The sequence below is a fragment of the Pseudoalteromonas pernae genome, from assembly GCF_039831865.1.
GTDB lineage: Bacteria > Pseudomonadota > Gammaproteobacteria > Enterobacterales > Alteromonadaceae > Pseudoalteromonas > Pseudoalteromonas pernae.
In genome coordinates this window covers 260,011-274,718 of record NZ_JBDODM010000004.1, presented here as the reverse complement: position 1 = coordinate 274,718, position 14,708 = coordinate 260,011, and the positions used below count along the sequence as shown (strand labels likewise).

14 protein-coding genes are annotated in these 14,708 nt (G+C 44.1%); 4 read left to right on the top strand and 10 right to left on the bottom strand.

Features of this window, described 5'->3' with window-relative positions; all coding sequences use genetic code 11:
• Positions 1–47 precede the first annotated feature (47 nt).
• From V1358_RS11535 to V1358_RS11510, 6 genes are all read right to left on the bottom strand, one after another.
• Positions 48–254: a PspC domain-containing protein gene (locus V1358_RS11535; RefSeq protein ID WP_347391147.1), complete on the bottom strand. Its 207-nt coding sequence runs from the start codon at positions 252–254 to the stop codon at positions 48–50.
• 139 nt (positions 255–393) lie between these two features.
• Positions 394–1,365, bottom strand: a complete 972-nt coding sequence (gene dusA / locus V1358_RS11530) for a tRNA dihydrouridine(20/20a) synthase DusA (RefSeq protein ID WP_347393622.1) — start codon at positions 1,363–1,365, stop codon at positions 394–396.
• 117 nt (positions 1,366–1,482) lie between these two features.
• Positions 1,483–1,866 carry a hypothetical protein gene (locus tag V1358_RS11525; RefSeq protein WP_347393621.1) on the bottom strand — a complete coding sequence of 128 codons (384 nt, stop codon included), beginning with the start codon at positions 1,864–1,866 and terminating at the stop codon, positions 1,483–1,485.
• Positions 1,867–2,066: 200 nt separating this feature from the next.
• Positions 2,067–3,833 carry a PKD domain-containing protein gene (locus tag V1358_RS11520; RefSeq protein ID WP_347393620.1) on the bottom strand — a complete coding sequence of 589 codons (1,767 nt, stop codon included), beginning with the start codon at positions 3,831–3,833 and terminating at the stop codon, positions 2,067–2,069.
• Positions 3,834–4,719: 886 nt separating this feature from the next.
• Positions 4,720–5,100 (bottom strand): DUF805 domain-containing protein, encoded by a 381-nt coding sequence (locus V1358_RS11515; RefSeq protein WP_347393619.1) that lies wholly within the window; start codon positions 5,098–5,100, stop codon positions 4,720–4,722.
• A gap of 512 nt (positions 5,101–5,612) precedes the next feature.
• Positions 5,613–6,221, bottom strand: coding sequence for a MarC family protein (locus V1358_RS11510; protein ID WP_347391149.1), 609 nt, complete (start codon positions 6,219–6,221; stop codon positions 5,613–5,615).
• 116 nt (positions 6,222–6,337) lie between these two features.
• Between V1358_RS11510 and V1358_RS11505 the strand changes: the two genes are divergently transcribed.
• From V1358_RS11505 to V1358_RS11490, 4 genes are all read left to right on the top strand, one after another.
• Positions 6,338–6,772 (top strand): transcriptional repressor, encoded by a 435-nt coding sequence (locus tag V1358_RS11505; protein WP_347391150.1) that lies wholly within the window; start codon positions 6,338–6,340, stop codon positions 6,770–6,772.
• A 46-nt stretch (positions 6,773–6,818) separates the two neighbouring features.
• Entirely contained in the window at positions 6,819–7,286 is a 468-nt protein-coding gene (locus V1358_RS11500; RefSeq protein WP_347393618.1) for a chemotaxis protein CheX, read from the top strand.
• A complete protein-coding gene (locus V1358_RS11495; protein WP_347391152.1) occupies positions 7,283–7,714 on the top strand; it encodes a secondary thiamine-phosphate synthase enzyme YjbQ in 432 nt (143 codons plus the stop codon). The genes V1358_RS11500 and V1358_RS11495 overlap by 4 nt, the downstream gene beginning before the upstream one ends.
• A 142-nt stretch (positions 7,715–7,856) precedes the next feature.
• Complete coding sequence (locus V1358_RS11490) at positions 7,857–8,402, top strand: hypothetical protein (protein WP_347391153.1); 546 nt, start codon at positions 7,857–7,859, stop codon at positions 8,400–8,402.
• Here the strand turns inward: V1358_RS11490 and V1358_RS11485 are convergent.
• The 4 genes from V1358_RS11485 to dnaB all read right to left on the bottom strand — a co-directional run bounded on the left by V1358_RS11485 (position 8,389) and on the right by dnaB (position 14,610).
• Complete coding sequence (locus V1358_RS11485; protein ID WP_347393617.1) at positions 8,389–10,995, bottom strand: protein kinase domain-containing protein; 2,607 nt, start codon at positions 10,993–10,995, stop codon at positions 8,389–8,391. The two genes, V1358_RS11490 and V1358_RS11485, sit on opposite strands and share 14 nt — an antisense overlap.
• Before the next feature lie 14 nt (positions 10,996–11,009).
• Positions 11,010–11,990, bottom strand: coding sequence for an FHA domain-containing protein (locus tag V1358_RS11480; protein ID WP_347393616.1), 981 nt, complete (start codon positions 11,988–11,990; stop codon positions 11,010–11,012).
• Positions 11,991–12,145: 155 nt separating this feature from the next.
• Positions 12,146–13,225: an alanine racemase gene (gene alr / locus V1358_RS11475; protein WP_347393615.1), complete on the bottom strand. Its 1,080-nt coding sequence runs from the start codon at positions 13,223–13,225 to the stop codon at positions 12,146–12,148.
• Positions 13,226–13,230: 5 nt separating this feature from the next.
• Complete coding sequence (gene dnaB / locus V1358_RS11470) at positions 13,231–14,610, bottom strand: replicative DNA helicase (RefSeq protein ID WP_347391157.1); 1,380 nt, start codon at positions 14,608–14,610, stop codon at positions 13,231–13,233.
• Between the last annotated feature and the right edge of the window lie 98 nt (positions 14,611–14,708).

Genomic DNA, 14,708 nt, shown 5'->3' with positions numbered 1-14,708 from the left:
CTAATATAGCTTAATGACACCTTAGTGTCTTTAGTAAAATCAGTGACCTAAACGACAATCCCTTCGTCAAAGACAAAGTGACAAATCAAATAGCCAGCAGCAACTAAGATAGGTGCATTAAGAAACAGAATAATAACCGCTAGTCGTGTAAGCCAAACCGGTAAGTTATGACGCTTAGCGAAACCAGAACAAATTCCCGAAAGTTTTTTGCCTAGAGCATCGCGATAGAAGCGAGGTGAGGTTGAGTGAGCCATTGTTCATACTCCTGATGTAAAACTATTAAAACATCATCAAGTTACATGCCAAACAATAACCCACTGATTAATATGGATTTAAATAAATACTCTGGAAGGATCGTTAGTAGCTTAGACCAAATTGTGGTCGATTAGGCTATTAACTAACAAACTCTAGCGCTTTCACTAAAGTCTGCGCAGTCGCGTCTTGTTTGTGACCATTTTCAGATAGGTGACGACGATAGCCTCGCGCTCCAGGCATGCCTTGGAATAATCCCAACATATGGCGCGCAACGTGCCAAAAACGAGCGCCTTCGCGCATCTCATCATCAATGTAATCGAGCATCTGCTGGGCAACTTCGTGGCGCGTCAAAGTAAACGGCGACTGACCATATAAGGCTTCATCAACTTGAGCAAGCAAATAAGGATTGCTGTAGGCTTCACGGCCAATCATCACGCCATCAACATGCTCTAAATGATGCTTACACTCTTCGATGGTCTTGATGCCACCATTGATGCTGATGTGTAAGTGCGGATAATCTTGTTTTAGCTGGTAAACCCTTGGATAATCCAATGGTGGAATTTCACGGTTTTCTTTTGGACTCAAACCTTGAAGCCACGCTTTGCGAGCATGGATGATAAAATCATCGCAACCAACTTCATGGTTGGCGTCAATCAATTCAAGTAAAAATTCATAGCTATCTTGCTCATCAATACCAATGCGTGTTTTCACAGTGACAGGGATATCAGTTTGAGCCTTCATCGCGGCGATCCCTTCGGCAACTAACTTAGGTTCAGCCATTAAACAAGCACCAAAACGGCCATTTTGAACACGGTCTGAAGGACAACCCACATTCAAGTTGATCTCAGCATAACCACGTTCAGCAGCCAGCTTTGCACAATGAGCCAATTCATCTGGGTTTGAACCACCCAATTGCAAGGCCACAGGTTGCTCATGCTGATTAAAGTGTAAATAGTCACCTTTGCCATGAATAATCGCGCCCGTGGTGATCATCTCGGTATAAAGCACCGCCTCTTTACTCATGATACGGTGGAAAGTACGACAATGACGATCGGTCCAGTCCAGCATTGGAGCGACACTGAAAGTACGATTCAAAGGTTTGCTACTCATAATCTTCTCTAAGCCTTTAATTTACTGGGCTTCACGGGCTTAGACCCAGTAACCACTCAACTTCAAAATTGTTCACATAACCATCAATTTGGGCCCCACTTGGGACCCAGAAACAGATCAGGACCCCATCATATAGGCCCCATAAAATGTCCCTATTTTGACGAGATACGGAGTAAAAAAGTGGCGTATATTAGCATAGAAACCATCAAAACTACCACTCGAGATAGCAAAACCAAAACACGATATGTAGCAACAGTACGTGAGAAGATCTGCAACTTGATTTGAGTCAGTGTAGGCGGTGGGCCTGTATTGTTTGTCCTGAGTGGCATTATCTTCGGTTATTTTTCTGAATACTACATAGCCGCCAATCCAAAAAAGTAAAAGCCATCTCACATCCACTTCAGCCTTTTTTTGACTCAGCATAACCAGCCACCTGCCTATCATAAGCACCTTCAATTCTTGTATTTTGACAGTGATAATCACCAGATGAGTGATTTGCATTGCAACCCCTTGCGTTTGTCTCTCTTGAATGAGCATAGGAGTTAAAAGATTGATATGACAAACTCTGTATTAGGAATAAACAGGCTGAGTTCGCTTACATATGAAATTTCATGTTCTGGTAGTTATTTAAGATTGGTTCGTGTGACAGAGTTTATGGTGGAACCCTCTCCACATTTTTGGAGAGGGTAGATAAGAAGTGTTTAAATATTACTTGCATCCCACAACGCTTTAAAAGCATTAAAGCTGGCTTTATAGTCCAAAATTTCTAACTTATGCTCTTCAGAGTTCACTTCAACCGCTACGAATAGCTGAGTTGAATCAGCCATGCACGTCGAAAGCGCATCTTTACTTGGAAAAACCTCCGAATTAAAAGAGAGCTGTGTGACCGTAGAGTCCCAATCCTTATAATGCCATAACCCTGAAGCTTCTGAATTATGACAAACTTCATCCCTTTCATTAACAATCTTTATTGCTGAAGTTACTTCTTCCAAGTCGTAAATCTTTTCTCTCAGTAATACAGTCATCCCAAAGCTTTTCCAAGCACCAGCATCCGATAGCATCCAACTAATTGAGCCACGAGAGTATTCAATACTGGTGTTACCATTTTTGCCTAAAGTGTTTAGTTCAATAACGGACAACCCAACATCATCAACAAAACAATTCAGCATGCGCAGAGACGTATCTGCACAATATCGCTCAACTGTACCTCTCGGTATCCCCAAACTTTCAGCAATTTGCCCAATTGTTTGCGGAGAAATTGACTCGGGTACATAGTGTTCTATTTGCGCCTTTTTCATTTTCATCAAAGAGTCCAACCCTTTGGATGCAGTTCTTGAAAGTGGATCAAGCAAAGTAAGTTCACCATCACTTTCAAACTGGAAATTAGCACCATTAATAGTTTCAGATACTAAATCATAAACTTGCCTGTTAGTGTCTAACAGCCCCGTTCTTTTAATTAAACGAGGTTCACCTTTGCTGTTTTGGTAGTTGTTAAAATAGGTGGGAGCTTCAGATATTCTAAGCGCTTCTTCGGAATTTAGAACAATCCAAGCATTGGTCCACATAACTGAAAACGCAGAGGTATCAGGAGTATCAATCTCAAGCCAGTGGTTTTTTGACCTATCTGTACCCCCAATAGCGTCAGATAGCTTGAAGCGATAAGTATCATTCTGGCCACCGACGCTGGCAACCATTACCAAACTATCTAATTGGATATCGTAATCACATTCCAAAAGCTCATTGTCGAGACAGTGCAGTATTGTTGTTTCCGCAGGAATGTTGTGGTCTTCTTCTACTTGGAAAACCCATTCAGGTATATAGCGTTCTGCAGTTACTATTACAGTGTCTATACTTTCGAGTTGGCCATCAGAAACCGTAAGTGTAATAACGTACTCACCTGGTACATCTGGTTCAAACCTCAAGGTTGCGTCGTCATAAACTTCAAACTTTATTTGAGAGTCTTCTGGAGCTTGCTCGATACCCCAGATAAAGGAAAGTAATTGCCCATCAGGATCTGAGCTTTCACTACCACTAAGAACCACAGTATCGTACTGAACCACATTTACATCGTTGCCAGCTATACTGATTGGCGCCTGATTAATAAACTTGATTGTAACCGTATGAGCCTCTGTGGTTGTTGCCCCATCATTGTCAGTAACAGTTACTTCGAAGGTAATTTCCCTATCTTCGGTAATGTCTGGCGCAATAAACGTTAGAGTGTTAGTGCTCGCACCCTCTGTAGTTATTGTTTCGCCGCCAAGCAACTTCCATGAATAACTGACTATCTGGCCATCTGTGTCATTTGCTTTAGCAATGATTGAGGCAGAAGTACCCTCATTAACTTCCGAAGGGCCTTCGACTAAAACAGTAGGATTTACATTTGATGGAGTGCTATCTGCCCCCTCTCCACACGCAGAAAGAGTCGCGACGAGCAATAATAACGTAGTGATTTTTGTAGATAAATTCATCTGAAAAACAATTCCATTTTATAGTTTACAACATACCACCCTGTGGCATCCCAGCACTATAAATCCGTATGGAAAAGATATCTATTTTTTTCTAACCTTTTGATATAAAAACAAACAATTATTGAGTGATGTTATAAAACTCATACAATTCGCCGAGCATAAACTTTCGCGTTTGAGCGGCTTCTGAAACTATCTAGATAACTACTATATGAACCAAGAGCTTGCCTACGGGAGCATCAATTAATGAGAGAGCAAGCACATCATCAAGCCCGTCCTCTAAATTTAACTTGGCTTTCAGATGGTAGAACCCATCTATGGTGGTTATGTTCGCACACAAAATATCAATTAAAGTCTGTCGTTGATGCTTAATAGTATTCAAGCTGTTTTGCTTTTTGGAAATTATCATTTTCGCTTCCAGAATAGTTAGACAACTCCAATAGCATCTCTCTTCTAGAAGTTCTGTCAAAAAACTTTACGGTCTCCTGGATTTATATCGCTAGAGATATTTTTTGACTTACAGCTCCCTAGCTATACTGTAACGGAACTACACTGCCGATTGGCGTTAGTTAACTTCAACATAAAGATTCGGCTTTGGGCTTTGAGGCTGACCCAAGGGACTAAAGGAATACAGAAAAATGGGAGAATGGCTATGTCTAGTAAAATGAAACAAGCTAGGGAAAAGCGCATTAAACGATTGAGAGCAAAGTATGGGGACTCTCTAAAAAATATCTCAGAGAATTGTTGGAAGCAGGCTATCAAATGGAATAAAGCGAAAGTGCCACCAGCAATATGAAATTTAATACTACCCACGCTAAGAGAGTGCGTTGGGATAAGCAAAGCGACTAGTAGATTAATACAACTAGCCACTTTGCACTGTTAACTAAAACTATGCCGCGGCTACTTCCGGCTCCTTTGGAGATGGCCCATGTTTAGTCTCACCTGATTTACTGTCTTGGCAATACATAACAACCAGAGCAATATGACCCAGTAATGGGATGAACCAAAGTAAAAACCACCAACCTGAGTAACCAACATCATGAAGTCGTCTGACGTTTACTGCTATTGTAGGAATGAAAGTTGCGAGCACATACAATGCAGAAATATCTCCGATACCCTCTTGAGAGTCATATGTACCTAGAGCCATATCTATGAACATTAGCCCGAACAAAACCAAATTGTAAAACAGTATGAACATCCAAAACTCTGTTCGACGCGCCCTGCCTTTAAAATGTGCATACTTTTTCAATGCTTCGATATACCAATTCATTAGTTTCCCCGAATTATTTGTATTGTTGTATTTGAGTTACGAGTAAATTAGGGCTTCTTCGTTTATGTTTTATTAGCCCTGCTCGCAATACCAATAATAAACACAAATCATTCATTATCAATACGTTAGTTGTATTAAAGAGTACACTACACCTCATACAAAATTGACACAAAAACTATATTGGGAACAAAAATAATGCTCTAAATTATGGAATGAGTTTTTAATTGAGGTTATTTTAGATTGGAACGTTTGAGGAAATTTGGGACCCCAGATAGGACCCGAGAAAATATGAGTAGCCTTCCAACCCTTTGTTTATAAGGGCTTAAAAATCAGTTTTGTAGATCCAGCATTGGAGCGACACTGAAACGACGAAACGTATCTTTATGCCATGACGGCGCGGTTGAAGTTACTTGAGTCATTGCTTAATACCTGAATTCACAAAGGTTGCGCGATAAGGGCGCGAATTATACGCAACTCTGCGAAAAACTTCACCCAACACACGTGTTTTGAAATTACAGTGCAAAATAGTCTTTGATGCCGCCAAGGATATTAGCTACAGCCACTGAACTCAAAATAAGCCCCATGACCCGAGAGATGATGCTCGCGCCGCTGTCGCCGATGATATTGTGGACATAGCGCGCCAGCAATAGCAGCACTAAAACCAGCACCAACACCCCTAACATCACAGAAGAGGTAATCGCTTGCTCAACCCACGTGAACTCCTCGTTGCGAGTCATCAATACCGCCCCTAACATAGCACCTGGGCTGGCAATAGAAGGAATAGCCAGTGGAAAAATCGCCGTTTCGGTGGAGTCTCGCATACTTTTGATTTCTGACTCAGGCTTACCTTCACCAAAAATCATGGTTAATGCGAAAAGTAGTAGGACAATGCCACCAGCGATTTGAAATGCGGCCAAAGGAATACTGATAGCATTAAGCAGGATTTCTCCCACTAATACGAAAAATAACAACACCAGAGCAGAGACGCTAACCGCTTTATAGGCAACTTTACGCTTAAAGGCGGCATCTTCACCACGGGTGACTGCAATAAAGACAGGAATGGTACCTATAGGGTCTATCACAGCAAAAAAGAAGATAAATGTCGCTATTAACTCGTTCACGCTAACTCCCCGTACCTAAAACAAAATTATAACCTTGCGCGCAATACAGAGATAGTAATTTTTCTATGGCATAGTATGCTAATATAGTTCGCTCAAAGTGGGAAAAAAGGTTAGTTATGAACGTAGATGCGCTGGTCAATAAAGCAAAACGAATGTGCGATAGTAAGGGCGCTCGCTTTACGCCAATTCGCGAAAAAGTATTTCGTTTGCTCGCCAGCACCAAAAGCGGTGTCGGCGCTTATGACTTATTAGAACAGCTCAAATTAACTGAAAGCAGCGCCAAACCCGCAACGATTTACCGAGCGTTAGATTTTTTATCTGAGCAGGGGTTCATCCACAAAATTGAAAGCACCAACGCATTTATGTTGTGTCATCACTTCGAGTCGATTCACCCTGTACAGCTGTTGATATGTGACCAATGTGGTCATGTTGATGAATTACACTCGGGCGTCATTTCCCATGAATTGAGCTCACTTGCGCTAGAATTAGGTTTTAGTGTGAGTTCTCAAACGATTGAAGCTCATGGTATTTGCCAAAGCTGTCAGTCTTAAAGTCGCAACGCAATACACTTCAACACAGTGACTTAGGTATTTGATTATGAACGTTGAGTTTATCAATCCATTTTTATCCTCTCTTCTCAATGTACTTGCCACTATGGCAAGCACAGAACTTTCCCCCGGTAAGCCTCGCGTTAAAAAAGACGAGGTTGCAGTGGGTGATGTCTCCGGTTTGATTGGTATGGTTGGGCCGCAAACGAAAGGCTCTTTGTCTATCACATTTGACGAAAACCTCGCTCTTACCGTGATGGAAAGAATGCTCGGCGAGCGACCTTCAAGTATTGACGAGGAAGTCACCGATATGCTTGGCGAAATCACCAACATGGTCGCTGGCGGTGCCAAAAACTTACTCGGTGATAAGGGCTACGACTTTGATATGGCAACTCCTATCGTAGTCGCTGGGAAAAGCCATACGATTTGCCACAAGTGCAAAGGGAAAACACTGCTGATCCCGTTTACTTCCGCTGCCGGTAATGCCAGCATTGAAGTTAGCTTTGACACTCTATGAGTTGGCAACAACGTCAAATTACACTCAAAGCCAAAAATCGCGGCTTTCACCTTATTGACGATGAGCTCATCCGCGCTTTACCTGAGATTGGTGAATACCAAGTGGGCTTAGTGCATCTGTTATTACTGCATACCTCAGCCAGCCTCACAATTAATGAAAACGCTGATCCTACCGTGCGCCAAGATATGGAGTCTCACTTCAACTGGTCCGTCCCCGAGCGCCAACCCTTCTATCGCCATACCTATGAAGGTGACGACGATATGCCAGCCCACATTAAAGCAAGCACATTGGGATGTGAGCTTACTTTACCCATTAAAGATGGTCAGTTGGTGTTAGGCACTTGGCAAGGTATTTACCTTGGCGAACATCGTGATATGGCTGGAAGCCGACGCTTAGTTGCAACGTTGCAAGGCCAGCTTTTTACCTAGCCATATCGCTATATACCCGTGTCTTTACAGCTGTAAAACCTGTTAAAAATCTTTTATTACAAGCAATTACAATTTGCTATTTATGGCAATAAAGCAGCTATAGTTATACAGCCATCATTATCGATAACAACTAGGAAAAGACATGACAGCCACAGAATCAAGCACACTGATTGTGCCTTGCGAACCAAATGACCATACCGCACAACAAAACTTTATGTTAACGCCAAGCGCTTCACAGCGTTGGGTTACACAATTAATTCAAAACAATGAAGCGGTGCCAGGTACACAAGATATATTCAACATTACTTTTACCAACAATGCTAAAAACCCCAGTATTGCTAAACGTCAAGAAGCTATCTTAGTCATCAACATCGAAGATCCTGACTGGGAATTCTTTGGTAATGGCGTTGAGTATGTCACTAGCGAAAGTAACTGCAACTACAACATTTCTTCAGTATTAAGTGATGATAACCGCCAACTCACTATCACAGTGCAACAGGTGAGCTTCACTTACAAATATGTTTCGCAAAGTAACCCACCCGCTGATCAGGTCATTGAAGTTCAACCTTCGACAGAGCCACAGCCATTGAACATTGACTTCCGCTACACGGCGAAGCAAGTGAGCACTGGCAAGTACTACATGTCGCAAGACCCGCGCGTAGTAGTTGATCGCCCTAAAGAGGACTAAACGCCTCACTGCAAAGCCGTTGTGGTTGATTGAGTAACGACACAAATTGAGTGTTATCACACAACGGCTTAAACCAAGGCACTTCAAACCAATTTGGGTGATACCCTGCATCCAGCGACTTTTGCACATAATACAATGCTGAATGCTTGTCCCCTGAGGTGCTGTACACTATGGCGGCTGCATAATACACATCCGCTAAGTTCGGCCCAGCTTCAAGCGCAGCTTTAATCGCTACCGTCGCTTGCTGATAATCCCCCAAGTGTGCGTAGGCTTGCGCCCTATCCGACCAAGAATAGGCTGAATCGTCACCATTATTGATGCTGATAACTCTTTGATAATGCTCTTTGGCTTGCGCGACCATCCCTGAGAGTGTCAAAGCATCGGCATAATTCAAAGCGATAGCGGAATTACTAGGAGCCAATTGATAAGCCTGACCGGCAATCAACTGTGCTTGGCTGTAATGTTGCGAGTAAAGATAGGCCAAGGACAAATTAGACAGTGTGTTGATATTCGCGAAATCTTTTTGATCGGCATTTTCCGCTAATAAAGACTCATAACGCTTAACGACATCACCAAAGTCACCACCTATCAAGGAAATAACGGTTAGCAGCTGATGTGCATCTTTCTCTGTCGGTATTTTATCCACTATATCTTGTAAAATAGCCTTGGTGGATTCAGCTTCTCCGAGTGCATACAGCAAGGTTGCTAATTTCTTTTGTACATTGATGTTAGGGCGCGCGATCAGGGATTTTTCCAGCATAGTTCGAGCATCTTCACGAGCCTTTTGATGCATAAACAACGAGGCTTTTAAGTTGTAATACTCTGCTTCAGCGCCACCCTGAGCGCGTATTTTTTCAATGTATTCTGCCGCATGCTCAGCGTCACCTAAGGCTAACTGGAGGTGTGCTTTGTTTCTTAGGTAACCCAATGATTGCTTGTATTGTTTCGGAGCGTCATCTAGTAAAGCATCAACAGAGTTGATAAAAGACGCGTCCCCAGTGATGCTTTCCAGTTGCAAAGCCAGTTCACGCGCTAAAGTGTAAGTCACACCGAAATTAGGCTGCTCTGAAATAGTACTTACTACTTGTTCAAAAAACGCAGTGCTTACTTCACCATGCTGATAATAGCGGCTGTAGTAGCCAAACACTTGCTCCTTGAGCTGTTCGTTTGCGGTCTCACTGATCATAGTGCGATTAAACAAGGCCGCAGTGTAAAAACGGGCGGATTCATGCATATTACTGGAATCGGTGATATTCGCTTGCCACTGTTTAGCATCTGCGACTTGCCAATCTGGCTCTTCTAGGCGCGCGACTTCAAGCGAGCAATAGCTTTGCTGACACACCACCATACTGGTGATTATGACATTTGCTCCGGTATTCTGGGCCAACATTTGGAAATACTGCTTAGGATTTTGCTTGCGCACATTCCCAGCCCCTTTGCTAATAATCGACAGCTCTGCATGACTGACAAGCTGCTCTTTGTGCGCCGCTAACTCCTGCCAAATTGCACTTTGGATAGCGCCCCGAATAGTGCTCTCGTAGTAGTTAAATTCAGCAGGCAACTCATCAATTTGCGTAGGTAAAATAGCAATGACATTAGGTCGGTACAATGCACTCTTGGCAAAATAAGCCACCACACCAAGAATCGAAAATAACACTATAACCATCGCCATATTCTTAAGCACAGGGCCGAAATTAGAGGTTTTAGTGACTGTTTTGACTGGTTCAGGACTAGGAGCTTGCTCCAAGTTATTCAGTGGTTCAGTTTGCTGTTCGAGTATGGCTTGTTGCACAAGTATTTGCAGAATTTGTTCAAGCTGTTTACTCAAAGGCCCGCGACGCAGGTTAATACGCTCATTTTGCTCAACACTGAGCCCTTGCTTAAAAATATTCACTAATTGAGCCGGTAATGCTTCGCCTGCATTAGCAAAATCATTGAGCTCCCCCGCGCATATAGCGTGGGTTACATCCGCGTTTTCAGTGCTCGCAAAGGGATGACGACCAACTAAAAACTCAACGCCTAGCACACAAAATGAGAACCAGTCACTATTATGACTTAGCGGTTCGCCTTTAATTTGCTCTGGTGACATATAGCCTTTAGTGCCCGCACTGGCTTTGGTGGTTGCTGCTGCTCCCATGAACTCTGCGATACCAAAGTCTGCCACTTTAACCACACCCGCATCGCTGATGAGAATGTTGCTGGGCTTTAAGTCTCGATGGACAATGCCGTTACGGTGGGCGTGTTCTAAGCCCTTGGCTATATCGATGAGTACGCTAAGCTTTTGCTCTAGGCTTAATAAGTGCTGCTTTTGGTATTGCAGTAAATTCTTACCGCGGCAAAATTCCATCACCAAAAAATGCTGACCTTGATATTCAGCACAATCATATACTTGGATAATGTTGGGGTGATTCAACCTCGCAAGAAATCGCGCTTCGTTCAGCGCATCAGCGTGCGCTTGATCGCTTAACGATTCGCCTTGCAAAACTTTTACCGCTACGACACGTTCTAGCTTAGCATCAAAGGCTTCATACACCGCGCCCATAGCGCCTTGATAAACCAGCCTTTTAAGCTCATAGTGTGCAAGTTGTTGCATGATACAGAACAGCCTTAATGCGATGCGCGCTTAATCGACCCTTCCAGTTGATGGCCTTTATAGATTTCAAAGTTGCTGGCGTTAAAACGTACCTTGCGCAGTTTGCGTTCGATGACATTGTCAGCCCCTTGGATATGTGACAACGCGTCGCTGAACTGCTTGCGCGCACGATGAATTTGAATATTAAGATAACGCGAGTCAATCCCTAAGTCTTTGGCGATCACCTCGGTATCAACCCAACCTTGGCTTAACTCATGCACGCCGTTCGCCGCATCTTGCGCTTTGTACCGAGCAAGATTTAAGGTCAAATAGTGGTGGCAGCGCTCGCACAAGTCCACTTCTTCATGTGGGCCTTTAATCAGTAATTCCGCAGATTCTTCGTCCAAGGTCAGATGAAAAACAAAGTTAAGGTCTTCTAATCGGGTGCTAGCCACTTCACGCAAGGTGGTCGCTGCTTCTTGGCGACTCAAATGCAACTGGTAAGTATTGGTGCTGTCGCTGACTTGGTCATGCTCGATGATGATGGTGTGATCAACCATGGGGCCGTCAAGACGCTCGAAACACCACATGCCGCTGTCGCGCTGACTAAACACAGCAATTTCAGGGTTTTCTTCAGGTATGAGGTTGTAGCTTGAAAGCTCAATGGATCGTTCAGTCGGCTCGCCCATTGCACTGAGCACCAACAGCAAATCTTGTGGCTTATCTAAATTAGCGACACGGAACCCTTTGGCATTATTACCTGGAAATGTAATGACATCATTGCAGTGCAAAACTTCACTTTGTTCTTTTTCTAAGCGCTTACCATTGAGCCAAGTGCCATTGCGACTTAGGTCGCGCACCTGCCAGTTGTTGCCTTGCCACTCAACAATGGTGTGAATTTTTGACACGCTTGGATCAACCACCAGCGTATCCACACTGTATTGAAAACGCCCAAAACTATGGTGGGCGTGTAAATAAACAACTTTATCCGTTTCCAGTTCTATTAGGTAAGCCATGTTTGCTCCGAGCGCCTGTACCTATAATTATAATTGTAGAAGGTAGAAGCTCCATTCTCTGCTTTTTTTCGGCAAAAATAAACAACAGCTTAACAAGCGCAGTACTTTTACACTACACCAAGTAAACATATTAGGAACAAAAGTAAGAGGGAAAGTTAGCCTAAATACTCGTAACTCACACGTGGGGTGATGTTACATAGCAATTCATAAGGGATGGTATCTGCACACTCGGCGATTTCTTCGATAGGTAGGTGTACACCCCACATCACAGCATCATCTCCGACTTTGACGTTTTGGTTGTCAGCGCCGATATCAACTGTGATCATGTCCATCGACACGCGACCCACTAATGGATAGCGCACACCGTTAATTAGCACTGGTGTGCCATTACCTGCATGACGCGGATAACCATCACCATAACCAATTGCTACAACGGCCAACTGCGTATCTTTGTCAGCTTGCCAATTACCGCCGTAACCCACAGGTTCACCTTGGCGTACTTTGCGCACAGCGATAACCTCACTGCGCAGGCTCATCACCGGAATTAGCCCTATATCGGCCGATACCTGACCTTGCACTGGTGACACGCCATACATCATCAAGCCCGGACGCACCCACTGACCATGACTTTGCGGGTAGTTAATGATAGCGGCTGAATTAGCCAAACACAGCGCTTCTTCCTTGCCTTTTACCAAAGTCATGAAAGTCGTAAGCTGCTTGTTATTGTAGGTATTAGTGGCATCATCGGCGCAGGCAAAGTGGGTCATCAATTGCACGTCGGCACAGACATTATCGCATTGCTTCAAACGCTGATAGAAATGTTCAAATTGTCGCGGTTCGATACCGAGACGATGCATACCGGTATCCACTTTCAACCACACTTTGATTTGACCGCTCAGGTGAGCTTTTTCCAACGCTTCGAGTTGGTATTCATCGTGAACTATGGTTTGAAAGTTGTTTGCCAGCATAATCTCAATATCACTGGCTTTGAAGAAGCCCTCTAACAATACGATAGGCTTTGTAATACCACCTGTACGCAATGCCAAGGCTTCTTCGATGCGTGCCACCGCGAAGGCATCGGCCGCAGCAAGGCGCTGCGCGATTTTCACCAAACCATGGCCATAAGCGTTAGCTTTGAGTACCGCCATCACTTTACTTTGTGGCGCTAGCGCTTTCACGCGCGCTAAGTTGGCTTCAAGGGCTGAAAAATCAATTGATGCAGTGGCCAGCGCCATAGTCGTTAGTACTCATCATCCATTGCCGGACCGGCATAATTATCGAAACGCGAGTATTGCCCTTGGAAAGTTAACCTGACCTTACCAATCGGACCATTACGCTGTTTACCAATAATAATTTCCGCCGTGCCCTTATCCATGCTGTCGTCGTTATAGACCTCATCACGGTAGATGAACATGATTAAGTCGGCATCCTGCTCGATAGAGCCCGATTCACGTAAGTCGGAGTTTACTGGGCGTTTGTCAGCACGTTGCTCTAGCGTACGGTTAAGCTGAGACAGTGCGACAACAGGACATTCCAACTCTTTTGCGAGCGCTTTAAGTGAGCGAGAAATTTCCGCAATTTCCAAAGTACGGTTATCTGACAAGCTCGGGACGCGCATAAGTTGAAGGTAGTCGACCATGATCATGCTAATACCGCCATGGTCACGGGCAATACGACGCGCGCGAGAACGCACATCCGTAGGTGTAAGGCCAGATGCATCATCAACGTACATCTTACCCTTTTCAATCAATAGCCCCATGGTCGATGACAAACGTGCCCAATCATCATCGTCTAACTGACCTGTACGGACTTTAGTTTGGTTAATACGGCCTAAGGACGCCAACATACGCATCATGATCTGTTCCGCGGGCATCTCAAGTGAGAAAATCACCACCGGCTTGTCGCGCGTCATCGCCGCATGCTCGGCTAAGTTCATAGCAAAGGTGGTTTTACCCATTGATGGACGCGCAGCGACGATAATCAAATCAGAAGGCTGCAAACCGGCAGTCATCTTATCAAGATCAGAATAGCCAGTACTGACCCCTGTCACACCGTCTTGTGGTGACTGGTACAGTTCTTCAATTTTATCGACTGTTTTTTCCAAAATTGTATGGATGTTCTGCGGGCCTTCAGTGCTTTTGGTGCGCTGTTCAGCAATTTTAAACACCTTACTCTCGGCCAGATCGAGCAACTCGTGGCTGCCACGCCCTTCTGGGTTAAAGCCAGCCTCAGCGATTTCATTGGCTACACCAATCATTTCACGGATAACGGCACGTTCGCGAACGATGTGCGCATAGGCCGAAATATTCGCCGCACTGGGTGTGTTCTTAGCGATTTCCCCGAGGTAAGCAAAACCACCGATCCCTTCAAGTTGATTATTTTTTTCGAGGGATTCGGAAATGGTAATAAGGTCGATGGGCTGCCCAGCTTCCACCAAACGCTCCATGGCTTCAAAAATAAACCTGTGCGTACGGGTATAGAAGTCTTGCGAAACCACAATTTCCGCCACTCGGTCAAAGGCCTCATTATCAAGCATCAGGCCACCGAGCACGGATTGCTCTGCTTCAATGGAATGCGGGGGTACTTTTAGGCTATCAACCTGTTTATCTATCTTTGCCATAGTTACTCAAGTGGCGAGTTCAATGGCTTTATTCTATCGGCTTAAGAGGGCTATGCAACTGCTGTATTACATTTTTAAAAAAGAAGCGGGCCAAGGGC